30 protein-coding genes, 3 tRNA genes and 1 riboswitch are annotated in these 24,832 nt (G+C 26.5%); of the genes, 12 read left to right on the top strand and 21 right to left on the bottom strand.

The genetic code is table 11. The features are described 5' to 3' along the window. A riboswitch (SAM riboswitch) is annotated at positions 1–67 on the bottom strand. A 142-nt stretch (positions 68–209) separates the two neighbouring features. From rplM to ACTTBO_RS05120, 7 genes are read left to right on the top strand one after another with little or no spacing between them, the layout of a single operon-like run. Continuing rightward, complete coding sequence (gene rplM, locus ACTTBO_RS05150) at positions 210–668, top strand: 50S ribosomal protein L13 (RefSeq protein ID WP_440656693.1); 459 nt, start codon at positions 210–212, stop codon at positions 666–668. A gap of 1 nt (position 669) precedes the next feature. Next, positions 670–1,107 carry a 30S ribosomal protein S9 gene (rpsI, locus tag ACTTBO_RS05145; protein WP_440656692.1) on the top strand — a complete coding sequence of 146 codons (438 nt, stop codon included), beginning with the start codon at positions 670–672 and terminating at the stop codon, positions 1,105–1,107. A 33-nt stretch (positions 1,108–1,140) separates the two neighbouring features. Beyond that, entirely contained in the window at positions 1,141–2,163 is a 1,023-nt protein-coding gene (gene argC / locus ACTTBO_RS05140) for an N-acetyl-gamma-glutamyl-phosphate reductase (protein WP_440656691.1), read from the top strand. Beyond that, positions 2,160–2,384, top strand: a complete 225-nt coding sequence (locus ACTTBO_RS05135; RefSeq protein WP_440656690.1) for a hypothetical protein — start codon at positions 2,160–2,162, stop codon at positions 2,382–2,384. The genes argC and ACTTBO_RS05135 overlap by 4 nt, the downstream gene beginning before the upstream one ends. Then, positions 2,381–3,673, top strand: coding sequence for a homoserine dehydrogenase (locus tag ACTTBO_RS05130; RefSeq protein WP_440656689.1), 1,293 nt, complete (start codon positions 2,381–2,383; stop codon positions 3,671–3,673). Before ACTTBO_RS05135 ends, ACTTBO_RS05130 begins: the two co-directional genes overlap by 4 nt. After that, the gene (locus ACTTBO_RS05125; protein ID WP_440656688.1) at positions 3,673–4,575 is read left to right on the top strand and encodes an AEC family transporter; all 903 of its coding nucleotides are present in this window, start codon (positions 3,673–3,675) and stop codon (positions 4,573–4,575) included. Before ACTTBO_RS05130 ends, ACTTBO_RS05125 begins: the two co-directional genes overlap by 1 nt. Before the next feature lie 16 nt (positions 4,576–4,591). Beyond that, a complete protein-coding gene (locus ACTTBO_RS05120; protein WP_440656687.1) occupies positions 4,592–5,443 on the top strand; it encodes a DMT family transporter in 852 nt (283 codons plus the stop codon). Between the two features lie 544 nt (positions 5,444–5,987). Here ACTTBO_RS05120 and ACTTBO_RS05115 read toward each other — a convergent pair. From ACTTBO_RS05115 to ACTTBO_RS05105, 3 genes are read right to left on the bottom strand one after another with little or no spacing between them, the layout of a single operon-like run. After that, the gene (locus tag ACTTBO_RS05115; protein WP_179850447.1) at positions 5,988–6,263 is read right to left on the bottom strand and encodes a methylated-DNA--[protein]-cysteine S-methyltransferase; all 276 of its coding nucleotides are present in this window, start codon (positions 6,261–6,263) and stop codon (positions 5,988–5,990) included. Further along, positions 6,244–6,681, bottom strand: coding sequence for an N-acetyltransferase family protein (locus tag ACTTBO_RS05110; RefSeq protein ID WP_440656686.1), 438 nt, complete (start codon positions 6,679–6,681; stop codon positions 6,244–6,246). Before ACTTBO_RS05110 ends, ACTTBO_RS05115 begins: the two co-directional genes overlap by 20 nt. A gap of 35 nt (positions 6,682–6,716) precedes the next feature. Continuing rightward, complete coding sequence (locus ACTTBO_RS05105) at positions 6,717–6,917, bottom strand: DUF6356 family protein (RefSeq protein ID WP_440656685.1); 201 nt, start codon at positions 6,915–6,917, stop codon at positions 6,717–6,719. An 82-nt stretch (positions 6,918–6,999) separates the two neighbouring features. Between ACTTBO_RS05105 and ACTTBO_RS05100 the strand changes: the two genes are divergently transcribed. After that, on the top strand, positions 7,000–7,953 hold the full coding sequence (locus tag ACTTBO_RS05100; protein ID WP_440656684.1) for a site-specific integrase: 954 nt from the start codon (positions 7,000–7,002) through the stop codon (positions 7,951–7,953). On the opposite strand, the gene ACTTBO_RS05095 is transcribed toward ACTTBO_RS05100, so the two are convergent. From ACTTBO_RS05095 to ACTTBO_RS05060, 8 genes are all read right to left on the bottom strand, one after another. Continuing rightward, positions 7,943–8,833 (bottom strand): glycosyltransferase family 2 protein, encoded by an 891-nt coding sequence (locus tag ACTTBO_RS05095; protein WP_440656683.1) that lies wholly within the window; start codon positions 8,831–8,833, stop codon positions 7,943–7,945. The two genes, ACTTBO_RS05100 and ACTTBO_RS05095, sit on opposite strands and share 11 nt — an antisense overlap. A 29-nt stretch (positions 8,834–8,862) precedes the next feature. Then, entirely contained in the window at positions 8,863–10,971 is a 2,109-nt protein-coding gene (locus tag ACTTBO_RS05090) for a glycosyltransferase (protein ID WP_440656682.1), read from the bottom strand. A 1-nt stretch (position 10,972) separates the two neighbouring features. Beyond that, positions 10,973–11,203: a GIY-YIG nuclease family protein gene (locus ACTTBO_RS05085; protein ID WP_440656681.1), complete on the bottom strand. Its 231-nt coding sequence runs from the start codon at positions 11,201–11,203 to the stop codon at positions 10,973–10,975. 23 nt (positions 11,204–11,226) lie between these two features. Beyond that, positions 11,227–11,301, bottom strand: a tRNA-Glu gene (locus ACTTBO_RS05080). Between the two features lie 47 nt (positions 11,302–11,348). Next, complete coding sequence (gene glpX / locus ACTTBO_RS05075) at positions 11,349–12,290, bottom strand: class II fructose-bisphosphatase (RefSeq protein WP_440656680.1); 942 nt, start codon at positions 12,288–12,290, stop codon at positions 11,349–11,351. Between the two features lie 7 nt (positions 12,291–12,297). After that, a complete protein-coding gene (locus tag ACTTBO_RS05070; RefSeq protein WP_440656679.1) occupies positions 12,298–13,281 on the bottom strand; it encodes a putative transporter in 984 nt (327 codons plus the stop codon). Between the two features lie 3 nt (positions 13,282–13,284). Beyond that, entirely contained in the window at positions 13,285–13,566 is a 282-nt protein-coding gene (locus ACTTBO_RS05065; RefSeq protein WP_440656678.1) for an ETC complex I subunit, read from the bottom strand. A 5-nt stretch (positions 13,567–13,571) separates the two neighbouring features. Then, positions 13,572–13,648: transfer RNA gene (locus ACTTBO_RS05060), tRNA-Pro, on the bottom strand. 94 nt (positions 13,649–13,742) lie between these two features. Here ACTTBO_RS05060 and ACTTBO_RS05055 point away from each other — a divergent pair. Genes ACTTBO_RS05055 through ACTTBO_RS05045 form a run of 3 tightly spaced genes read left to right on the top strand, consistent with a single transcriptional unit; the run spans position 13,743 to position 15,940 of the window. After that, entirely contained in the window at positions 13,743–14,213 is a 471-nt protein-coding gene (locus ACTTBO_RS05055; RefSeq protein WP_440656677.1) for a zinc-ribbon domain-containing protein, read from the top strand. Positions 14,214–14,219: 6 nt separating this feature from the next. Further along, positions 14,220–15,401, top strand: a complete 1,182-nt coding sequence (nhaA, locus tag ACTTBO_RS05050) for a Na+/H+ antiporter NhaA (protein ID WP_440656676.1) — start codon at positions 14,220–14,222, stop codon at positions 15,399–15,401. Beyond that, entirely contained in the window at positions 15,398–15,940 is a 543-nt protein-coding gene (locus ACTTBO_RS05045; protein ID WP_440656675.1) for a glutathione peroxidase, read from the top strand. Before nhaA ends, ACTTBO_RS05045 begins: the two co-directional genes overlap by 4 nt. On the opposite strand, the gene ACTTBO_RS05040 is transcribed toward ACTTBO_RS05045, so the two are convergent. From ACTTBO_RS05040 to rarD, 9 genes are read right to left on the bottom strand one after another with little or no spacing between them, the layout of a single operon-like run. Then, on the bottom strand, positions 15,935–16,705 hold the full coding sequence (locus ACTTBO_RS05040) for an MBL fold metallo-hydrolase (RefSeq protein WP_440656674.1): 771 nt from the start codon (positions 16,703–16,705) through the stop codon (positions 15,935–15,937). The genes ACTTBO_RS05045 and ACTTBO_RS05040 overlap by 6 nt on opposite strands. Positions 16,706–16,710: 5 nt before the next feature. Then, positions 16,711–17,472: a TatD family hydrolase gene (locus tag ACTTBO_RS05035; protein WP_440656673.1), complete on the bottom strand. Its 762-nt coding sequence runs from the start codon at positions 17,470–17,472 to the stop codon at positions 16,711–16,713. Next, positions 17,465–19,006: a methionine--tRNA ligase gene (metG, locus tag ACTTBO_RS05030; RefSeq protein WP_440656672.1), complete on the bottom strand. Its 1,542-nt coding sequence runs from the start codon at positions 19,004–19,006 to the stop codon at positions 17,465–17,467. Before metG ends, ACTTBO_RS05035 begins: the two co-directional genes overlap by 8 nt. After that, positions 18,999–19,928: an AAA family ATPase gene (locus tag ACTTBO_RS05025; protein WP_440656671.1), complete on the bottom strand. Its 930-nt coding sequence runs from the start codon at positions 19,926–19,928 to the stop codon at positions 18,999–19,001. The genes metG and ACTTBO_RS05025 overlap by 8 nt, the downstream gene beginning before the upstream one ends. Continuing rightward, positions 19,925–20,539: a dTMP kinase gene (gene tmk / locus ACTTBO_RS05020; protein WP_440656670.1), complete on the bottom strand. Its 615-nt coding sequence runs from the start codon at positions 20,537–20,539 to the stop codon at positions 19,925–19,927. The genes ACTTBO_RS05025 and tmk overlap by 4 nt, the downstream gene beginning before the upstream one ends. Beyond that, positions 20,532–21,683, bottom strand: coding sequence for a D-alanyl-D-alanine carboxypeptidase family protein (locus ACTTBO_RS05015; RefSeq protein ID WP_440656669.1), 1,152 nt, complete (start codon positions 21,681–21,683; stop codon positions 20,532–20,534). Before ACTTBO_RS05015 ends, tmk begins: the two co-directional genes overlap by 8 nt. Beyond that, positions 21,676–22,515, bottom strand: coding sequence for an SPOR domain-containing protein (locus ACTTBO_RS05010; RefSeq protein WP_440656668.1), 840 nt, complete (start codon positions 22,513–22,515; stop codon positions 21,676–21,678). The genes ACTTBO_RS05015 and ACTTBO_RS05010 overlap by 8 nt, the downstream gene beginning before the upstream one ends. Then, positions 22,505–23,506, bottom strand: a complete 1,002-nt coding sequence (locus tag ACTTBO_RS05005) for a lytic murein transglycosylase (protein WP_440656667.1) — start codon at positions 23,504–23,506, stop codon at positions 22,505–22,507. The genes ACTTBO_RS05010 and ACTTBO_RS05005 overlap by 11 nt, the downstream gene beginning before the upstream one ends. Next, positions 23,493–24,371, bottom strand: a complete 879-nt coding sequence (gene rarD / locus ACTTBO_RS05000; protein ID WP_440656666.1) for an EamA family transporter RarD — start codon at positions 24,369–24,371, stop codon at positions 23,493–23,495. Before rarD ends, ACTTBO_RS05005 begins: the two co-directional genes overlap by 14 nt. A gap of 85 nt (positions 24,372–24,456) precedes the next feature. On the opposite strand from rarD, the gene ACTTBO_RS04995 reads away from it, so the two are divergent. Next, a tRNA-Ser gene (locus ACTTBO_RS04995) sits at positions 24,457–24,546 on the top strand. Positions 24,547–24,551: 5 nt separating this feature from the next. On the opposite strand, the gene ACTTBO_RS04990 is transcribed toward ACTTBO_RS04995, so the two are convergent. Then, the gene (locus tag ACTTBO_RS04990) at positions 24,552–24,809 is read right to left on the bottom strand and encodes a succinate dehydrogenase assembly factor 2 (RefSeq protein WP_440656665.1); all 258 of its coding nucleotides are present in this window, start codon (positions 24,807–24,809) and stop codon (positions 24,552–24,554) included. Positions 24,810–24,832: the final 23 nt, after the last annotated feature.

Below are 24,832 nucleotides of genomic sequence, written 5' to 3'. Positions count from 1 at the left end.
TTACTCCTTTTTTAGTGCTTTTGCTTTATGCAAGGCGCACAATACAGTTCAAATGCCTACCGATTTAAAATTTTATGAAAATTCCATTTTAGCAGTTTTATGCCCGCAATAGGATCAAATCGGCAAGAGATAAATAGCATATTAGTTATGTTTTACAAGCTAAATATAAAATTGACTTTAAATAATTTAATAGTATTAATCCTCGCACAATGACAAAATTCACAAAAAAAGATCAAGTTACATCATCTTGGTACGAGATAGATGCAAAAAACGCAGTTGTTGGAAGATTAGCGACCGTTGTATCTAATATTATTAGAGGTAAAAATAAAACTACTTATACACCTCACATGGATGATGGAGATTTTGTTGTAGTAAAAAATATCGAACAAGCAAAATTTACTGGTAAGAAGTTTCAAAATAAAAAGTACTATAGACATACAGGTCATCCTGGTGGAATTAAAGTTACTACACCAGAAAAACTTCATGAAAAAAAACCTGGAGAAACTTTGAAACTAGCAGTTAAAAGAATGTTGCCAGGTGGTGTTTTGGGTAGAAAACAATTAACAAAATTAAAAATTTATTCTGGAAGTGCACATCCTCATGCTGCACAAAATCCAAAACTTATAGAATTAGATAAACTAAACAATAAAAACATAGCAAGAAATTAATATGGAAAACTTACAGTCAATTACAAAAACTCCTAAGCTAAAATTAGATTTTAAAGATAGTAAGTATGCAACTGGTAGAAGAAAAACCTCAATAGCAAAAGTATGGTTAAAAAAAGGTTCTGGTAAAATTTATGTAAATGGTAAATTATATAATGAATATTTTGCTGATGAAATTCACAAAATGCAAATTACAAGACCTTTTGAAATTATAAATCAAGCTACAGATTATGATGTTAGATGTAGCGTAAAAGGTGGCGGACCCACAGGTCAAGCTGGAGCTATGGTTCATGGTATTTCTAAAGCTTTGGTTCTCTTTGATGAAAATTTAAAAACAACATTGAAAACCGAAAAGCTTACAACCAGAGACTCTAGAGCTGTTGAGAGAAAAAAACCTGGTAGAAGAAAAGCTAGAAGAAGCTTCCAGTTTTCTAAAAGATAATTTTTTTTACAATTTAAACTGCTATAATAAAAAATGCCTAAGCTTAATGCATTAGTTGCCGGATCTACAGGATATATTGGTGTTCAATTAATCAAGTTATTAATTAACCACAAATATATTAATATTAAATATCTATGTGGAAATACGTCTGTTGGAAAAAATATTTCTTATTTTGATAAATCTCTGTCAAAAAAAAAATTACCTAAAATCGTAAAATTTAATCCTAAATTGTTAAATGGTATTGATGTTGTCTTTACAGCTTTACCAAATGGTGAAGCTCAAGATATAGCAAAAAAACTTAATGATAATATTACTCTAATTGATTTAGCAGCAGATTTTAGATTAAAAAAAGTTAATGATTATTTAAAATGGTACAAACAAAAACATAGAGCTCCAAAACTACAGAAGAAAAGCATTTATTGTTTACCAGAAATAAATCGTGATGAACTAAAAAATCACAATATTATTTCATGTCCAGGATGTTATCCAACATCAATATTATTACCTCTTGTTCCGCTAATTAAAAAAAAATTAGTTAAATTAGACAATATAATTATTGATTCAAAATCTGGATATTCTGGTGCCGGTAGAGGAGTTCATAAAAAATATAAAGATAAGAATTTATACAAATCTTTAAGTGCTTATGGTGTCGGTTTTCATAGACATAATTCTGAAATTCATCAATTTTTAAGCAAATTTACAAATAAAAATTTTCAATTTAGTTTTACTCCACATTTATCTCCAATGTTTAGAGGTATATTAAGTACAATTTATTTAGATTTAGAAAAAAATGTTAATCAATCAAAAATCATCAAAACACTTGAGATGTCTTATAAGGGAGAAAATTTTGTTAAAATATTAGACTCTGATAAACTCTTGAGCACAAATGATGTTATCAATACAAACAATTGCTTTATCACAGTGTGTAAATCAAAATATAAAAACAAAATAATCATTATTTCTGCAATAGACAATTTAATAAAAGGCGGAGCAGGTCAGGCTGTACAAAATTTAAATAATAAATTTAATTTTCCTGAAAGAACTGCTTTAAAATGAAATATTTGTTAATTATTTTTCTAATTTTTTTATGTAATTGCTCTTTAAATAAAGATTCTCAGTATTGGACAGAACATCCTGCTGAAAATAAAAAAAATAAAAAAAAAATAACTGAAATACTTAAAAAGTCAGACGATATAACAAAAATGACATTAGAAGAATATGAGATTTATATAGATGACTATACTAAAAAAAGTAAATATCCTGATATAAGCAAATGAATAATATAGTGAATGTAGCAGTTGTTGGACTTGGTCAAGTAGGTAATTATTTATTTAATGAATTAATTGTTAAAAAAAAAGATATTGAACTTAAAACAGGCAAAAGAGTTAATGTAGTAGCTATTTCTGCAAAAAATATAAATAAAAAAAGAAAATATAAAATTAATAGAAAAATTTTTTACAAAAACCCTTTTGAAATTTTTAAAAAAGAAAAAGTTGATATATTATTTGAAGTAATTGGACAATCTGATGGGGTTTCTAAAAAATTAGTTGAAACTGCTTTAAAAAATAAAATTCATGTAATTACTCCAAATAAAGCTTTAATTTCAAAACATGGAAACAATTTAGCAAAACTAGCTGAAAAAAATAATGTCAATTTAGAATTCGAAGCATCTGTTGCTGGTGGGATACCGATATTGAGATCAATTAAAGAAGGATTAGCTACTAATAAATTATCAAAAGTTTATGGAATTTTAAATGGTACTTCAAATTATATATTATCAGAGATGGAAAATTCTGAGCAAAATTTTGTAGATGTTTTAAAAAAAGCTCAACAGCTTGGATATGCTGAACCAGGAAATCCAAAATTAGATTTAAATGGTTTTGATGCATTTGCAAAAGTAAGAATTTTATCTGCTTTGGCTTTTAATAGTAAAATATCTAATAAAAAATGTTTAATGGAAGGAATAGAAAAAATTGATTTAAAAGATATTAAAATTGCAAATCAATTAGATTTAAGAATTAAACTACTGGGTATCTCTGAACTCAAAAATAATCAACTTTTTGAAACTGTTCATCCATGTCTTGTAAGTAAAAAATCGTATATTGGTAATGTAAATGGAGTAATGAATGCTGTAATCCTTAATGGCAAACCAGTTGGAGAAAGCGTATTACAAGGGGAGGGTGCTGGTCCAGGTCCAACTTCATCATCTTTATTATCTGACTTATTATCTATTTTAAGAGGAAACATTAAAAAGCCATTTGGTGTAAGTGTAAATAAATTAAAATCTTTAAAGACTTACAACGTAAATAATTATGTTAATTCCCTTTATTTAAGATTTGAAGTTAAAGATAAACCAGGCGTTTTATCTCAAATAACCAATCGTTTAGCTAAATATAAAATTTCTGTCAAAAGATTAATTCAAACTCCAGATAAGAAAAATAATAAAGCTACAATCGTAATAGTTACTCATAAAACCACAGAATTAAATTGCAATAGCTGTTTATCTATATTTAGTAAAAATAAGAATATCTTAAAATCACCTACGTTAATTAGATTGCTTGATTAATGGAAATATATTTCAAACTTATTGAAGTATTATTTCCTGTATTTTTTGTTGTTGGGGTTGGATATTATCTTGGTAAGAAAAAACCAGGTTTTGATAATTCCTTTATAACTACTTTTGCCTCAAATGTTGGTACACCAGCAATGGTTATATATTCTATTACTTCTACAGGTATAACATTTGAACAATATACCAGTTATTTTATTTATTATTTAATTGCTATTGCTGGTTTTGGTTTAACAGGCATAATTATTTTATATCTATTAAAAACTAAAGATATCATTAGAGAAATCCCAGTTTTTCTTCTTCCTAATAATGGAAATATGGGTATTCCTATTTGTCTTTTTGCTTATGGTTCACAAGGTTTAGGAATAGCTGCATCAATATCTTCGCTTATAATTTTACTTCACTTTACATTGGGAGTGTTTCTAGCAGACAGAAAATTTGATTTTAATATTTTAATTAAAAATCCACCTTTTTACGCAATTATATTTTCAGTTACTTTTATTTATTTTGAATTGGAGATGCCTAAAGCAATTATTAATTTAACTGAATTGTTAACATATACAGCAATTGTTTTAATATTAATGTCTTTAGGAATTGCATTAACAAAATTAAAAGTTTTTTCTTTCACCAATTCAATAATTGCCTCTATTGGAAGAGTAATCATTGGACCCATAATTGGTTTTTTAATTGTAATTTTTTTCGATCTTTCTGGATTTGGTGCAGGTGTAATTTTAATTCAATCTGCTATGCCAAGCGCTATTTTAAATTATTTAATTGGATCAATGTACTCACCAAAGGAAATAGTCGATAACATTGCTAGCACAATTGTTGTTTCTACATTAATGTCATTTATTACAGTTCCAATAGTTGTATTCTTTGCTTTAAAATACTTCTATTAAGATATATCTTTCAGCTGTGAAGGCTATAATTTTAAATGCGTCTGCTTGGATGATTGTCCCTGTTATGGATGCGTTTGCTAAATATTTAAGCTCATCAATGGATGTTTTACAAATAACATGGGCTAGATATTTTTTTACCGTAGTTTTTACTCTGTCTTTAATGCTTATATTTTATAGACAGTCATTAGTTTGGACTAAGAAACCAGCTCTTCAATTAATAAGAGGTTTGATATTTGTTTTTTCTACGTATTTATTCTTTTATGCGATTTCTGAAATTTCACTCCCAAAAGCTTTAACTTTAGCATTTGTAGCACCAATTTGTGTCACAGCTTTATCTCCATTTTTTTTAAAGGAGAAAGTAGGGGTGAAAAGATGGACTGCTGTATCGTTAGGGTTTGTTGGTACTTTAATTGTTATTAGACCTGGATTTATTGAACTTAATCTAGCTACTTTAGCTGCTTTAGGTAATGGAATTTGTTATGGATTTTACCTTATTATAACAAGAAAACTTAGCACTTCAGATAACCCTCTTTTAACACTTTTGCTTTCAGGTTTAATAGGAACGGTCATTATTAGTTTATTTATGCCTTCTGTATGGGTAAATCCTACTACAAATCAGTGGATTTTAATGGCTTTAATCGGCCTTATAGCCTCTGTAGCCCATCTTTTCTTAATTTTATCACTCAAATATGCTGATGCTTCAAAATTAGCTCCTTTGGGCTATACAGAAATCATAACAAACATATTAATTAGCTATTATTTCTTTCATGAATTACCAGATAATTGGACTTATTTAGGTCTTTTTATAATTGTCTTAAGTGGTCTCTATATAACCAGAAGAGAATACATTTTAAAAAGGAGTAATTAATAGTATTTATTTGTGTACTAATTATTAATGTTTTACATTAATATATACAATTAAAATATTGTAATTATTGAATAAATTATTTAAATATAAATATAATTAAAATGCATTAATATTTGTTGAAGTCGAGTAATATTTTGGTTTTTTAATTAAAATCATTAATATTAATAGCTTTTTTGGACCACATTGATATGGAAAAAAATACTAATTTTAGTTAAAGAGTTGAAAAATAATATAAATTCATAGAAGTGTTTAATTGCAACAGTTTTTTACTAATGAAATTTTAAAGTATATTTTTATATCAAAAATTTTAGGGCAGGCGGATTAAAAAACCTGTAAAATAGAGCAAAATTGAGACGTTAAAAAAGGTTTGATATCATTGAAAAATAGAGCAATGCAGTAATAGAATATGCTCTTTAATCGCCCATAGAGGGTACTTATTTAGTTATATTTAGAAACGCGGTACAACTGAAGGGTGAATAGTGCTATTTACATGATTATTCACAAAAATTGTCTAAAAGACTTTATTTTCAACACTTTTTTAACCTTAAATATCTACTTTTTCAGATCTAAGTAATCGCAACTTAGTCTTAATTCCACCTTTTCCTGAGTATCCTCCAAGAGATCCGTCGGTCCTAATTACCCTATGACAAGGTATTTTTGGAGGATATGGGTTTTTCCCAACTGCATTTGCTACCGCTCTATGGGCTTTTGGCTTTCCAATAGCTTTTGCCACCTGAAGGTAGGTTCTGACTTCTCCTCTAGGTATTTTTTTTAAGTAATTCCAAACTTTTATCTGAAATTTAGTCCCTTTTAAGTTCATATAATTCAAATCCTGTATTTTTTGCAATTTTATCATATAATTTTTTTGCTGTCTCATTGGAAGAGTGGGTTATCCAACGAATTCCATTCCAATTATTTTCTTTAGATAAAGATTCAAGGTATTTTATAAGTTTTTGAGCTATTTTCTTGCCTCTAAAGTGTTCATCCACAAATAAATCATCTAAAAATCCTATATATTGACCTTTTATTGGTCTTGGCATTGTTCTGTAGTGTGCAATTCCAACAATTTTGTCTTCAATTTCGTAACATATTCCATTCACAACATGATTTCCATCGTGTATCCAACTCCATAAAGTATCTAAAATCTCTTGTTTCATAGGAACTTTATAAAATTTAGCATACCCGCAGTACAATTTTATCCATTTTTCTTTATCTTTTCTTTTAATTTTTCTAATCATTTACATTAGTTATTTACATTAAATTATTGTAATCATTATTTTTTTTGGTTTATAAAATTTTTCAGTTCTTTTATTCTGTTGCTTGCGTTTCTTTCGAAAATTGCTGGTATTAATCCATGAATTAAAGCAATAAATCCACTAGCAATCATTTTTGAGCCTACTTTGAACGCTACGCTCATATGTTCTGCATAACTTTCATTAGCCGAATTAAGATGTTCTTGTGATTTTTTGATCATAATTTTTATAATTATTAGTATTGACTATTAAAATCTATTAATATATTACTAACGATAATTAATTGTTATCAATAGTAATAATATGAATTATCTAACAACAGACTTAAAATCACTTCACGAAGAAACTTTAAATAATCTTAAAAGTTCTAAAGCAAACAATACACTAAGAGCTTATAAATCTGATTTCAAAGATTTTGGTATATTTTGTGCTAAACATGGATTTAAATCTTTGCCATCTGAACCAGAAATAATCTCTTTATATATTACTCATCTTTCTAAAAACTCTAAAATAAGCACCTTGAGAAGAAGATTAGTGGCAATTAGTATGATACATAAACTAAAAGGTTATTATCTAGATACAAAACATCCAATTATTGTTGAAAACTTAATGGGAATTAGAAGGGTTAAAGGAAGCATTCAAAAAGGAAAAAAACCTTTATTAATTAATCATTTAAAATCTATTATTAATGTAATAAATGAGCAAAAAATTCATGATATTAAAAAATTTAGAGATAAATCAATAATATTGGTAGGCTTTGGAGGTGGATTTAGACGAACTGAAATAATCTCAATTGATCATGAAGATCTAGAATTTGTACCTGAAGGTCTTAAAATCACTATTAAAAAATCAAAAACTGATCAACTCGGTGAAGGGATGATTAAAGGACTGCCCTACTTCACTAATGAAACTTATTGCCCAGTTGTAAATCTAAAAAAATGGTTAGAAATTTCTAAAATAAAGTCTGGACCTATTTTTAGAAGATTTACAAAAGGATCATCATTAACTAATGAAAGATTAACTGATCAATCAGTAGTATTATTAATTAAAAAATATTTAAATTTTGCAGGTATAGAAAACAAAAATTTTGCAGGTCATAGTTTAAGATCAGGTTTTGCGACTGTTGCTGCAGAGTCTGGTGCTGATGAGCGTAGTATAATGGCGATGACAGGCCACAAAACAACACAAATGGTTAGGAGATATATTAGAGAAGCAAATTTATTTAAAAATAACGCTCTAAATAAAATTAATATTTAGTTGACTTTTTTTTACTTAGTAAAATTTGTAATAATTTTATTTTACATTTAATTAAATCAAAAAAGTATGAAAAGTTTTTAATTGGTTCATCTACAGGTCCATTATAATTAATTGAGATAATTTTATTGTTTTTAAATGTACCACCTCTCAAATAGTGTTTCGTAAAAAATTTAGGTGTTATTTTCCATTTTTTTAAAAATGTTTTAGACCCATTGTTAACAATTAGATCTTTTTTTTTTCTTAAAGAGATGGATCCAAAATGATATACTTTAAAATTAGATAACCCTTTGAAGATTCTAACACCATTTTGCCAAAGTTTCATATTTAAATCTGGATCAGAGCCCATACCAGGATTAAATTCTTCACTAAAACCTCCTACTTCATCCCAAATTTTTTTATGAATTAAATGAGGTGCCCAATGACTACCCTGAAAATCAAAATATTTAATATTATCAAGATTAGATAAAAGTTTATTTTCATCGAAGTTATTAAAAGTATCACCAGCATCAAATTGAATATGACCTGATCTTTGCTCTATCATAGAGGCAGATAAATAAAATTTTTCAGTTTTAAGTTGTTTAACTTCGTTAATTAAGCAAATATCCCAACCTGGACAAAAATACATATCGTCGTGTGAGTAAAGTACATAATCAGTTTTAGATTTTTTAGCAGCTTTATTAACGGCACTACATAATCCGATGTTTTTTTTGGAATAAGTAAATTCAATATTTTTACTTTTTATATAATCCAATGAACTATCAATACCTTCATTTATATGAACAATAATATCATGTTTAAAATTAGAATTTTTAAAAATACTGTTTAAAGTTATTTTTAAATATTCTAAATTATTATAAGTTGGTATTATAATTGAAAACATTAAAATTTGGCATTAAATAAAATTAATCTTTAATTATAAAGATTATTTATCTTTCCAGTAGAAACATCAACAATATATTTTGTGGTTGCAATTTCATTAAATCTTTTAAAATATTTTTTCTTTCCATTTTTCGCAATCTTAATTCTTTCTCTATCATTTTTTGAATAAAATTTAATCTTACTAGCTAAATCGTCTATATTTTTATAAAAAATAATTTCATTCTTTGAAAAAAAAGAATCCATTTCAACTTTTTCATCAATAAAAGTTAATAAACCATTTCCCATTAAAGACGCAATTCTATTACTTGAATAATGTTTAGTTGGTTTTCCTCTGCTTAAATTTAATCCCATCTTTACATTCAATAAAGCACTATAAAAATCATTTCCCCAAATAGGTTCTCTTCCATTAATTCCATAAAAATCAAGCTTAATACCATTTAGTTTTTTTATTAAAGTTTGCAAAATTTTAAGTCTACTATCAATTTTACCAGATTTTAGACTTCCCCTATTTACTCCATGACTAATAGCATAAAACAAATCTTTTTGAGGATTAAGATTATAAACGTCAAAACATTCTATAGATTTATCAACAGGTGTAATAAAGTAATGAATATTATTAAAATTATTTTTAGCAAAAGCAGTAACTTTTGGATTAGTTGTAACAAATGTATGGTCAATTTGAGGTAAAAAATTTTTAATTTTATTTACATTTTCTTTAGCCTCTATAGACGTATTCATCATTGGATCTTCATTCCATTGTGAAATAATCATGTTTCTATTAATTTTTTTTAAAATAGACAACAAATCAAGGTCTAAATTATTAGTATGTCCAAAAGTTATTAGATCAGGATTATAATTTTTTACAGTATTTATCAGATATGAATTAAACTTTTCTCTAAAATTAAAAATATTTAAACTTTTTTGTTGCCTAATATAATCTCTATCACTAATTTCAATTACATCATGACCATTTCTTATAAAACCATTAGTAAATTTTTTCCCCAAAGAAAGATTATAAATTCTATGATTTAATTTTTGAGCAAGATTGTAAATATTGAGAATTCTTAATTTACCACCATTTGTATTAAAATTAGAAAAAGGAAAAAGTGTAGATCTCATATAGTCAATTTTGGCAGAATTTAACTTAAGAATATGTTTCAAGTTTTTTAGTCCAGATATTTGTAATTTTTTTCTTAAATTTTTATTTTTAATTAATTTAATTAACTCCTTTACGATATTATTTGAATCAAGATTTTTTAAAACAATCGCATCATCAGTTGTTTCTGTAAGACCACCTCTATTTGAAATGATTGTAGCACAACCACGGGAAGTTGATTCTAATGCAGTTCTTCCAAATGGTTCGTCCCATCTAGAAGGTATTACAGCTATTTCAGATTCTTTAAAAATATTGAGAACTTTTTTGTTATCTAAAATTCCAAGATTAATTTGTTTTTTATTTTTGTAATATTCTTGCAATCTTTTTTCACCACCAATAGAAAATGCCTTCCAGTCATCATATTTTTTTAAAACTTTATCAACAGATTTACAAAAAAGATCATAACCTTTAGCCTCATTAAGTTTTCCAACAAAAACAATTTGCTTCTTTTTTTTTGAAAGCTTTTTAATTGGATCAATACTGTGATAAATAACTTCAGTTTTATGATGTTCATTAAATTTTAGGTTTGAAAAAAATTGTTTTTTTATCCATTCAGAGATAAAAATAATTTTATCAACTTTTTCTAAAAGAAATAGTTTTTCATTTTTAGTCTTTGAACCTTTCATTGTTTTTGGATCATTATGAAGGTAAAGAATTATTTTTGAATCAATTTTTTTTACAAAGCTGTATACCATAATTGGTCTGTTGTGTATTTCAACTATATCAAAATAATTTTTAGTTAAGTGTTTAATTATATTATTTGAATATTCCTTTGTAGAACTGAAAATTTTTGAATTTATGGATTGCAAATTAATATTAAAATAATTTTTAGTTAGATAACTTCTGTCAAATGTATGACCAAATACAGTGACATTCTTTTTGTACGAAGAATATTTCATAAAATCACTAACCCATAACGAAACTGCACCTGCATTTTTATTAGAATAGTTTTCTTTGTAAGGAAGTATTGTTGCAATTTTCATTTTAATTTTTATCAATCAAATATTTTCTTTTTACTTTATTATTTTTTAATCTGTATTCATATGACAAAGCTAAACTTTTAGAAATAAACTTTCTTTTATATATAATTTTCCATTTTAATCCTCTTGTTGATTTTGCACCTTTGCCTAGATTGTGTTTTTTTAATCTTAATGAAATGTTATTTGTGTAGCCAACATATGACTTTGTAATATTTGGTGTTATGCATTTTAACATATATACATAAAATACCATATTTTTGGCGGTCCCTAGGGGAATCGAACCCCTCTTTCGAGGATGAAAACCACGTGTCCTAACCGATAGACGAAGGGACCAAACTGCTGCTTTTTATTGTAAAAAAAACAATTAATCAAGCTTATCATTATAAATTTTGTTTTAATTTTATTACTTTTTTTAGACCCGATGATTTGTGTGTTACTAAAGTTTCTGAAATAAATTCATTATTGTGAATTTCTATACCTTTAACTAAATCTCCAGATGTTATACCTGTTGCACAAAAAATAGAGTCACCTGATACTATTTCGCTTAACTCATATTTTTTTGTAAAATTATTAATACCCATTTTTTTTGCTCTTTGTTTATCTTCATCAGTTTCAAACAAAAATCTTCCTTGAAAACTGCAGTTATATGCATCTAAAGCTGTTGCAGCAAGAACACCTTCTGGACCGCCTCCGATTCCTAAAAAAATATCTACGTTATATTTTTCTTCTGTAACAAGCATTGCCCCAGAAACATCTCCATCAGTTATTAATTTCAAATTAACTCTTAATCCCCTTAACTTATCAATAATATTTTTATGCCTTGGTCTATCAAGGATACATGCAGTTAAATTTTCAGGGTTTTTATTTAAAAAATCACTTAAGTTATGAATATTTTGCTTAATTGTATAGTCTAAATCAACAACATTTTTTTCTTTAACTCTAGTAGCTATTTTTTCCATATAAGTTTCTGGTGCACTAAATAAACACCCTTTTTCTGCTAGTGCAATTACAGATAGAGCGCCAGGAAGATTGTTTGCTGCAAAATTTGTTCCTTCAAGTGGATCTACAGCTATATCAAATACAGGTCCATTATTAGTGCCAACTTTTTCACCAATATAAAGCATTGGGGCTTCATCTAATTCACCCTCTCCAATAACAATTTCACCTTGAATATTCATTTTATTTAATTGACTTCTCATAGAGTCTACTGCAGCTTTATCTGCAGCATTTTTATCTTTTTTTCCAATTAAATATGAGGAAGCTAAAGCCGCTTTTGATGTAACATCAATAAATTTATCAATATATTTTATATCAATTGTCATTTAATTTTTAATCAATTAAATCTTCTTGATTGATTTTAAACTCAAATTCTCTTAAACGTTTATAAACGCTAGCAAGTTCGATTATAGTTGGCCAGGCCTTTAATATATACTGCATAGAACCTTCTACTCTACCAAAGGCTCTAATTATTTGCTGCATTACACCAAGTGTTACTGCACCGGCTACAATTGCTGGTGCCAAAAAAACATACGCTGATAATACGTTAGCTTGTAAGTATGCAATTCTCCCAATATTAAAATACAAATATCTTATGTAACTTAAGAAGTGAATATTTCTCACTCCATCAAATAATTCTTCAATAGTTTTTGGACGAATAGTTCCATCGTCTTCTGCTATTACAAGTATTTTTCTATAAGCAGCCTCTTTTTTTTGAAGATCATATTCAACACCAACCAACCTTAAAATTAAACCAAGCACAATCAAAAATATGGTCCCACCTACCGACCAAATTAAAGCGCCAACTATCAAGCCATAATCCCAATCACCAAAGAAAAAAATTGGAATACCAACACTTAAACCAAATAAAATTGGCATAAATTCAATCAGTATCATTAAAGCTTCAATTAAACTTGTTCCTAGTGACTCCATTATTCTAGAAAATTTAATAGTATCTTCTTGAACCCTTTGTGCAGCTCCTTCTATTTTTCGAGCTTTATCATATACGCTATGATACCATTCAACCATGGCAGTTCTCCATCTGAATAAATAGTGTGAAGTAAAAAAACTAACAACAACTGCTACACCTACATACATAGCAGCCAAAGTTATAAAAGATAATAAGCTTGACCAATACTCTTCTATAGTAATAGAGTTTGGTGCACTTAAGGCTTTTTGAATCATGTCGTAGAATTGACCAAACCATTCATTGATTTTTACATCAATTTTTACCTGTATCCAAAGTGATGATAAAATTATTGCTGAACCAATCCATGACCACAACAACCAATGTTTTTGAGTGAAAAACCTAAACATTTTTTATTTTAAAAAATTATCAGCGTAAGATTTTTTTACTGTTTTTCTTTTTCTTGGCTCAATTAATTCAAACTCAATTTTCTTTTTTTTTGCATAATTGATTGCAAGCTCTTTTGATGAAAATTCTAATTTTAATTCCGAATAAGTGTCAGTCGAGCTTTCCCAACCCATTAATGGATTCTTTGTTGGATCTTTAGTTTTAAATTCTAATATCCATTTGTCATTTTTAGCTAAACCTGATTGCATTGGGTTTTTGTTAGGAATGTAAATTATTGCTTTTTTCATAATGATGGTCGGAGTGGCAGGATTCGAACCTGCGACCCTCTGGTCCCAAACCAGATGCGCTACCAGGCTGCGCTACACTCCGATCGAAGTACTAATACAGTAGTTATTGATAATTTCAATGTATAAAGAAGCCTAAATTAAAAGAATTTTGAGTAAAATCTGTTATATAACTAAGCATGATAATTACATGTCCATGTGAAAAGAAACAATTCAAAATTGATAGTTCGTTAATTCCCAATGAAGGACGTGAGCTGCAATGTGGATCATGTGAAAAAGTTTGGTTTTACAAACCACAAAATGAAAGTGAAGCTCCATTAACATTAAATAATAATATTTCTACAAATATAACTGAACAAAATCAGGTAATAAAAAAAAACCTGGTAATTAGCAAAACTTTACAACAAGAAAAAAAAATTGAAGCTGAAATAGAAAAAGAAAACTTAAAAACAGTTGAAAAGTCAGAAGGTAAAAAATCTAAATTATTTTCTTATTTGATAGTTTTTATTATATCTTTTGTTGCTTTAATAATCTTGGTTGATACACTTAAAACATCACTAATTAATGTATTTCCTGGACTAGAAGTAATATTATTCAACCTTTTTGAAACATTGCAAGATATTAAACTATTTATTATAGACCTAATTTAAAATTTTATGATTAATTATATATCTAAACCTTTTAGATGGTTTTTTAAATTAGAAGCTGCAAGCGGACTTGTTCTATTATTTGCTGCAATAATTGCATTATTTATAAGTAACTCAGGATTAGCAGATTTATATTTTGCTACTTTAAATAAATACTTATTTATAGGTATTAATAATTTTGGTCTAAAATTATCTGTATTACATTGGATCAACGACGCCTTGATGGCTATATTCTTTTTCTTTGTTACATTAGAAATAAAAAGAGAATTTCTACAAGGAGAACTTTCAAATATTAAACAGGCTTTACTGCCAATTATAGCCGCTGTAGGAGGAATGTTGGTTCCTGCATTATTCTATGTTTTTATTAATTTAGGCGACAGTGAAACTTTAACTGGATGGGCAATTCCATCAGCCACAGATATTGCTTTTTCTTTAGGAGTTTTATCATTACTTGGAAAAAGAGTCCCTCTATCATTAAAAGTATTTTTAACAGCTTTAGCTATAATTGATGATTTAGGAGCAATAGTAATAATTGCTCTATTCTACTCTGGAGATTTAAGCATTAAGTACTTAACATTGATGCTGTTAGCTTTTATTGTTTTGTTGTTAATAAATAAATTTAATATCAAAAAATTCTTACCTTATTTGCTAGTAGGACTTTTCCTTTGGGATTTTACTCACAACTCAGGTATCCACGCTACTATTGCCGGTGTTTTATTAGCTATGACAATCCCACATAGAAAAAAAGACAAAGATTTTTCTTTATTAATAAAAATAGAACATGCAATTAGTCCTTATGTTGCTTTTGGAATAATGCCTTTATTCGCGTTTGCTAATGCAGGTGTTTCTCTTGAAGGCTTATCTTTTGCTTCATTGTTAGATAAAGTTCCATTAGGTATTGTACTTGGTCTATTCTTGGGCAAACAACTTGGTGTATTTATATTTTCTTATATATCAATAAAATTAAAAGTAGCCCAAATGCCAAACGATACAAGTTGGTACAATTTTTATGGAGTTGGAGTTCTTACTGGTATTGGTTTCACAATGAGTTTGTTTGTAGGAAATTTAGCTTTCGTTGAAAACATGCAATATATGGATGGTGTAAAAATAGGTGTTTTGACTGGTTCTTTACTATCCACTTTATTTGGTTATTTTTTAATATTACTTACTCCAAATAAACCTAAGAAATGAGAAAATTAATATTTCTATTTTTTATATTTATGATTTTTTTTAAAACCTCAGCAACAGCAAACTATGAAAAAAAGTTTTATGATTTTACAATTGAAAGCATAAGCGGTGGAACAATAAATCTAAATGACTACAAAAATAAAGTTATTCTAGTAGTTAATACAGCTAGTTTTTGTGGTTTTACCAACCAATACGACGAATTACAGGAATTATGGGATTTATATAAAGATAAAGGCTTAGTTGTTCTTGGAGTCCCTTCAAATTCTTTTAATCAAGAAAAAAAAAATAATGCAGATGTAAAAGAATTTTGTGAAGTAAATTTCAATATCAATTTTCCATTAACAACTATCACAGAAGTTAAAGGAGAAAATGCTCATGAACTTTTCAAGTGGGCAAAAGAAAATCACGGTAGATCTGCTATTCCAAAATGGAATTTTCATAAAATTTTAATTAATAAGGAAGGAAAAGTTGAAGATACATTTGCATCTTTTACTAAACCAATGTCAAAAAAATTGATTAAATCAATTGAAAATATTTTATAATTCTAAAGTAAAACCATCATGAGCAGGTACAACATTTTTTGGCAATAACTTTTTAAGGACTTTATAATCTAACACTACTGATAAATTTGTTAGAATAGCTTTTTTGGGCTTAAACACTTTGATTATATTAAGTGAATTTTCTAAGTTAAAATGTGATGGATGAAAATTATACCACAAGCAATCAATTATTAAATATTTCAAGTTTTTAAAATATTTAAAATCTTTTTTAAAAATTTTACTTACATCACTAATATAAGCTAATTTTTTATCAATAATAAAACAATTTGAATTTACTTTACCATGCTCAACTGTAATAGATTGAATATTAATTTTTTTATTCTTATTTTTTGTATAAATATTTTTTGGTAATTTATTTAAATTTAACGTTGCTGGATATTCTTTTGAGTAACTTTTGAAAATATATGAAAATGAATTTTTAAGATATTTTGAAGTATCATTATCTGCATAAACATTAATTTGTTTTCTGCTATTTATATAAAAAGATCTTAAATCATTAATTCCATGAGTTTGATCTCCATGCATATGTGAAAATAAAACTTTATTTATTTTTTTAATTTTATGTCTTAAAAGTTGTTCCCTTAAATCAGGAGAAGTATCTATTAGTATATTTTCATCAGTAGTTTTCAATAAAGCTGAGCATCTTGTTCTGTAATTTTTTTTATTATTTGGATCACAATTTCCAAAAAAACCATCTGGTCTTGGTACACCCATTGAACTACCACAGCCTAAAATAATAAATTTCATGTTTGTTAATTAAAAAAAAGTTTATTAAAATTATTGGTAGTAATCTCTATCAGTTCTTTTTTTGAAATATTCTTTATTTCAGCTAATTTCGCAGCTGTAAAATTGATAAATGATGGTTCATTTTTTTTTCCTCTATTTGGCACAGGGGCCAAAAAGGGACTATCAGTTTCAATTAAAATATTTTCAGCTGGGATTGATTTAAATGTCTCTTGTAAATCAACTGAATTTTTAAAAGTAATGATACCACTAGCAGAAAAGCAAGAATTTAAAGATAATAACTTTTCTGAAAATTCTTTTGAACCAGTAAAACAATGCATTAAAATTTTAATATTCTCATTTTTATATTGATTTAGGATTTCAAATGTTTCATCTTCAGCATTTCTTGAATGAACAATTAGAGGAACATTAGTTTTTATTGATGCTTGAATATGTTCTTTAAAACTTGCAATTTGTTTATCTTTTTCACTACTATTATAATAAAAATCTAATCCAGTTTCACCAATACCTATAATTTTTTTGTTATTTTTTAAGTTATCAATAATTTCATTGGCAGTAATTGTGTTTGTAGAACTTTCATGTGGATGAATTCCAATTGTACCATAAATCATCTCGTCTCTATTAACTAGTTCCTTAACTCTAGAGAAACTTTCATGAGACGTTGATATTGTTAATAGTTTTTCAATACCCACATCTTTTGATCTTTGTAAAACATTTGTTAAATCACTCAACAAAGGTTCGTGATCTAAGTGACAATGAGAATCAATCATTTTTTTTTTCTATTTTTTTAAATAGTATATCAATTTTATTAATATTATTTCCTTTAGTTAAATATTCATTATCTGAAAGGGAATTTAATTTTATTTGAGATTCATTGATATCAAAAATTTTTAGTGCTTTTAAAGAAGACTCTGGAATAATTGGATATAATAAAAAACTAATTTTTCTAATTATTTCCAATGAAGTATAAACAATTGTATTTAATCTAATTTGATCATCTTTTTTTTTCCACGGTTCTTGATCATTAAAATATTTGTTGGCTTCAAAAAGAGAATTAACAATATAGTCTATATAAAAATTAATATTTTGATGATCAATTTTAGATCTAATATTATCTAAATTTTTTTTATACTTGTCTAAAATAAATAAATCTTCATCAAGAAATTTAATTTCGGAAGGAATTCTTCCATTGAAATTTTTGATCGCAAAAGCAGTAACTCTTTGGCATAAATTTCCATAATTATTTGCTAAATCACTGTTTATACAATCTTCTAATCTATCTTGAGAAATATTGCCATCATTGCCAAATGAAACTTCTTTTATTAGATAATACCTTAATGGATCTAAACCATACTCTTCTATTATTTCTAAAGGATCCAAAATATTCCCTTTAGATTTGGACATTTTTTCTTCTCCAGATAAAATCCAACCATGACCATAAACTCTTTTTGGTACTTCAATTTTAGCAGCCAATAAAAAAGCTGGCCAATAAACTGCGTGAAACCTTAGTATGTCTTTGCCAATTAAATGTATTGATGCAGGCCAAAATTTTTTGAATAATTCATCATCTTTATTTGGATAATTTAGTGCGCTTAAATAATTTGTAAGTGCATCTAACCAAACGTAAATTACATGGTTTTTATTACTTGGAACTGGTATACCCCATGAAAAACTTTTCCTACTAACCGATAGATCTTTTAGACCACTTTTTACAAAACTAATAACTTCATTACGTCTAGACTCTGGATAAATAAAATCAGGATTATCTTCATAATATTTTAAAAGAGGTTTTTCCCATTTTGAAAGTCTAAAAAAATACGACTCTTCTTCAATCCATTCAACAGGAGATTTTGATGATATAGCTATTTTTTTACCATCTATTTCTTCTATCTCATCTTCACTATAAAAGGCTTCATCCGATACTGAATACCAACCAGAATAATTTGATAGATAAATATCATCATTCTTTTCAAGTTCTGACCAAAGATATTGCACTGTTTTTTTATGCCTCTCTTCGGTTGTTCTAATAAAATCAGTGTTACATAAATTTAGAGTATTTGAAAGATCTCGAAAAGTTTTGCTTATTTGATCACAAAATTTTTGAGGAGTCTCACCTGCTCGTTCAGCAGATCTTTGAATTTTTAAACCATGCTCATCTGTTCCAGTTAAAAAATGAACTTTATAATCATCAATAATTTTAAATCTTGCAAAAAAATCAGCAGCTATACTTGAGTATGCGTGTCCCATATGAGGTTTAGCTGATGGATAATAAATAGGTGTTGTAATATAAAAATTTTTATCCATTTAAAACTTTATCTTCAAATTCCATAAATAATGTCTCTTCATCTAAATTATAAATTTTAGTATCATTAATTTTTTTTAAAAAATAATGATAAAGGTGAAATAATTTAATATTTTTCGTAGATATATTGTTTCTAAAATAAACTTCAATAAAAGAATATATTAATTCAATAATTGGTTTGTTTTTTTTGTAAGTCTTACTTGATATTAGACTTTGCAAAAAAGTGTCTAAATTATAATCCTTAAGATCTAAACCAAAGTTTTCTGCAAGATTTAGTAATTCATATAATTTACCTGGTGTTGTAAAGTAATTTACTAAATCTTGATTTATAAAATTATAAACATCATTGTTTATTAATTTATTAACAATTTCAATAGATTGAGCATTCGTTAAAAAAATTTTGAAATTTAAACATCTAGATTTAAGAGTTGGTAAAACTCTTTTATTATTATTAACTAAGATAAAATTAATATTTTCATTAGGTTCTTCTAAGACTTTTAGTAATGCATTAATAGAATTTAAATTTAATAATTCTATATTGTCTACTAAAACAAATCTTTTTTTATTATTAAATGAAGATTTATTTAGATTAACAATTAATTCTCTTATTTGATTTATATCAATGTTTTTTTTATCTTCAGCAACGTCTATAAGATTAAAATTTGGATTAGATTTATTTTGTATAAGTTTGAATGATTTATTTTCTAAATTAATTTTATTATTTTCAACATCATAAGAATGTTCTTCATCTTCTGATAATACAAAATTTATTAGATGATAACCTAATGTTGCTTTACCAATACCCTTTTCACCAGATAAAAGAATTTTATTTGGCAATTTATTATTTAAATATAATTTAGATAAATGGTTGAAAATCTCTTGATGTTCGTACAAATTCAGTTGTGTAGAAGAATTTAGGCTCATTTAATTAATTTTTTAACATGATTGATAATTAATTTTTCATTTTTCTTAATGTCTAAATTTGAATCAATTATCTTATATTTTTTCTTATTTAGTTTTGACATCTTAAGAAATCCATTTTGAACTTTGTTATAGAAACTGGTATTAAATTGATCATATCTATTCAAAGATTTTCTCATTTTTAATCTTAAGAAAAGATTTTTTTTATTTACAACATTAAGAAATGTAAAATTAACCTTAATATTTTTTAATAAATATTTGTTAATTATGTTTATAATTTCAATATCAACACCCATACCATAATGTTGATAAGCAATTGTAGAGTCTATAAATCTATCAATTAAGATAACTCTTTTTTTATAATATTTTTTAATAAGATTAATATTTTCACTTCTGGCAGCTAGATATAAAAGTAAATCAGTTTTTACATTAAAATTGGATTTCTTATTTAATATTAATTTTCTGATTTTTTCAGAATTTAAACTCCCTCCTGGTTCTCTGATTTTTAAATATTTAACTTTATTTTTGTCTAAATACCTTGAAACAATTTTAATATGATGACTTTTGCCACTGCCTTCTATACCTTCAAAAACAATTATTGGCTTCTTAGACATCGCCCCAAATTAAGTAGTTTAATGATTTAAGCAATCTAGAAAAGAAATTTACTTTTTTAATTTCTTTTAAAGCAAGCAAATCATACTCACCTACTAATTCTTGGTCATAAACTACTTTTAATGTTGCAACTTTTTGATCTTTGTTTATTGGTGCTTCTACAGGACCATCATAATTTACAGAAACCTTTAATAATTTTTTTTTGGCTTTTTTAATAGTTTTGTAAATGTCTTTATTTGTATAAACATCAACTGTATCTTCTCTTCCCAACCATACGTCTATTTTTTGAAAAGGTTTGTTCGCTTCACTAATTTTAACTAAATCAAAATTTGTAAGTCCATAAGTTAACATTTTAGTACTTTCTTGTGATCTGGCGTTTTTTGAATTAAAACCACTGCCAACAGCAATTAATCTTCTTCCATTTCTCTCTATAGACGAAGCTAATGAATATTTTTCAACAGCTAAATAACCAGTTTTGATACCATCTGCTCCAAGATTTTTATATAACAAAGGATTTCTATTACCTTGTGTTATTGGATCTCCTCCTGTTCTATCCCAAGTAAATTCTTTTTCTGCAAACATTTTATAAAATTCTGGATGTTCTTTTATTAAGTATCTAGACATGATCATTATATCTCTAACTGTTGAATTATTATCAGGGTGATTAATTCCTGATGAATTAGAAAAGTTTGTATTGTCCATTCCTAAATCTTTAGCTTTTGCTGTCATTAAGATTGCAAACTCTTCTTCAGTACCCGCTATGCCTTCTGCTAATGCAATACAAGCATCATTGCCAGATGCTATGATTATACCTTTTAGTAAATTTTCAACTGAAACCTCATCACCTACCATAATAAACATTGAGGAATAACCAGATGTAGATAATCGCCAAGCTTTTTCTGAAATAATAAATTTTTCATCCATACGCAAATCTCCTGACTTAATAAGGTCAAAAGCAATGATGGCTGTCATGATTTTCGTCATGGACGCGGGATATATTGATAAATCTGCTTCTTTCTCAAAAAGAATTTCTCCAGAATGATAATCTTGAATTATTGCAGTTTTTGCTTTCACATCAAAATTAGCAAATGATTTAGATACAAATAAAATGAATATTAAAATAATTAAATTTAATTTTTTAAACATCTTTAATAATTTTTAGGTTTTCAAAATTTAGTTTTTCTATTTCGTTAAATGACTCTTGAATTTTTTTTATATCATTAAATGGACCTAATAATACCCTATATTTTGTTTGAGATAATTTTTTTATAACAAGATTTGTTATCTTTGTTTCATCTTTAATTCTTTGGATCATATTTTCAGCTGAATCTTTATAATAAAAATCTGCAATTTTAATTGAATATAGAAAGTTACTTTGAGTAGTCTTAGGCAATTCCTTTTTCTCTACAGTTCCTAAATTATCTATGGTTATTCCATCTACAGGAGCCTTTTGAGCTACTTTTTTTTCTTCATCAAACGTTTTAGCTTTTTTGGCTACAAAAGTTGATTCATTAGAAATTAGAGATAATTCAACATAAGGTTCATTTTCATCAAGCAACAATTCATCAACAATTCTTTTGGTGATTACTGAATTATAAAAATTTGAAAAAATTACCTTATTAGATATCACTTGCGCAATAACAGTTTTTTTATTTTCAGGGTTAGTAATTTTCACAAAAGAATTTTTTCTAATTTTGGTATGAAAAATAAACAAACCTCTATTATCTAATTTTTTTGAAATACTTTTTTCATCAAAGAGATTTTCGTCGTAAATTAATGCAAAGCCTTGGTTAGTATACTCTCTATCAAAAATATATTTAGAATTACTTACTTCATTTTCATCTGAAGATTTTAAAGTTGTTTCTGCTGCTAATATATCAGGTTCTTTCTTTATAGTTTTCTTTTGAGTTGTTTCTAATTGTTTGCATCCCACAAAAAAAATAAACAACAATAATGGTAATACTTTTTTAAAGTTCATTTTTGAATTTATCCTTTAATGTGCAGACTGCTAAAGCAAATCTTAAAGATCTATTCCATTGTAAAATTATTTCATAATTATTAAATACCACATAAGCTGGATTTAGAGTTTCCGCATCAGGAATTATATCTTTATCTGGTGTTATTATTGCAACTTCTAATTCATCATAATTATTTGAAATAATTGAATTGTTCTGAATGTATTGTCTAAAAAACTTTAATTGTTTCTTATCATGTAATTTTTTTGCAGAAATATTTAAATATTTTTTTGGAATATCATTATTCAGATCAATTCTATAAAAACATGGTTCATTAGATTTCCAACCTATTTTCTTTAAATAATTACTCGCGGAAGCATAAGCATCAGGGTTACTTTTTAAATTTATTGAACCATTGCCATCATAATCTGTTGCATAATTTTTCATAGTAGAAGGCATAAATTGGAAGTAACCAAAAGCACCCGCCCAAGAACCATACAATGTTTTATAATCAATTTGATTTTTCTCAATTAAGTTCAAAAGTATTAAAAGTTCTTTGGTAAAAAATTCTGACCTTCTTTTGTCAAAACTTAATGTAGCTAATGAAGAAAGAATGTCCATTTTACCAACATAGGTACCAAAATTTGTTTCTATTCCCATTAATGATAAAAGAAGCTCTTTTTCTATATTAAATTGATTTTCAACAGAATTAATTAAACTTAAATTATCAATATAAAGTTGTTTTCCTTTTTTTACTTTTTGGTCAGAGGTTCTTTTTGAAATATAAGTTTTTGTATCTTCATAAAACTCTGGTTGATATCTATCATATTTAATTACATCAGGTAAAAACTTAGTGTTAGACATAACTAGGTCAAATGTTGCTTCAGAAATATTATTTACTAGAGCAATTTTTTTGAAATTTTTTTTCCAGTTTTCGAATTCTATATTGATATCTGCTAATGTGTTTGAATGAAAACAAAGAGATAAAATAAATATAAGTTTAATGAGTTTCATATAAATCTCTTAAATATATTATTACAGCAATCCAGATTAAAATGAAACTTACTAGTTTATTAAATGAGAAAGCTTCATCGTAATAAAAAAAACCTAGTAAAAATTGAAGAGTTGGGGTTATATAGAAAATCATCCCTGTCGGACCCAATCCACATAATTCAACTCCTCTAACATATAAAAATAAAGGTATTACCGTCATTGGACCTGCCAACAATATTATTAACATCATTGGAGGGTTGGATAACAAGAAATCATTGTAACCATTAACTGCAATGAGATAGAATGCAACAATTGCAATTGGTAATATAAATAAACTTTCTATTAAGAGACCAATATCAGTATCAACATTAACCTTTTTTCTTACTAAATTATAAAAGCCCCAACTTAGTGCTACAAATATACCGACCCAGGGAAGCGATTTTAAACTTACAAAAATTAAATATAAAATTGATAATATAACTAAGGAAATTGAAAATATTCTTTTATTATTTAATTTTTCTTTAAAAAAAATAAAACCAAGAAGAACACTTAAAATTGGCATTATAAAATAACCAAAACTAGCATCTATAATTCTATTAGTAGCAATAGCATAAATCCAAACGCCCCAATTCATAAAAATCAAAAAACCTGAAATAAAAAGGTAAATTAAATTTTGTTTACTTTTAATTATCTTAAAAAAAATATCCCACTTTGAAAAAAAGAAAGTTGTTAATATTAAAGTCAAAGTAGTCCATAAACATCTGTGGACTACTAGCTCTATATAACCAATAAAAGTAATATATTTAAAATACAAAACCCCAAAAAAACCCCACCAAAAAGATCCAAATCCAGCAAGTAAAAGGCCTTTATTAAATTCTTTGTTCATCTAGCTTTGATATTAGTCGTTAATGAGTTTTTTTCGACTATTTTATGGTTGAATTAAATAATTATAATTATAAAACCTTGCTCACGGAGAGATGGCTGAGCGGTTGAAAGCACCGGTCTTGAAAACCGGCAAAGGGGCAACTCTTTCCTGGGTTCGAATCCCAGTCTCTCCGCCATCTTCTTAATATTTAAAATTTTTAAACAACAAGCTAATATTGTTTTTTTCTATTTTAAATTCAGTATCGAAGCCATTATAGAAATTATATAAATTTGTGTCATCAATATTAAGAAATTTATCTAAATCAATTAAATCCTCTTTTTGCAAATCATTAATGTATTTTTTTACAAATTTACCTAAGAGCTTATCCATTTCCTTTGTACCTCGATAATTGGAACGATAAATAATTTTTTTTTTTAAATCATCTATATTGAGGGTCATTATTAGATTATAATTAATTTATT

Origin of the sequence: Candidatus Pelagibacter sp. HIMB1509 (assembly GCF_052047855.1) — a bacterium.
GTDB lineage: Bacteria > Pseudomonadota > Alphaproteobacteria > Pelagibacterales > Pelagibacteraceae > Pelagibacter.
This window is presented reverse-complemented; position numbering and strand designations above follow the sequence as displayed.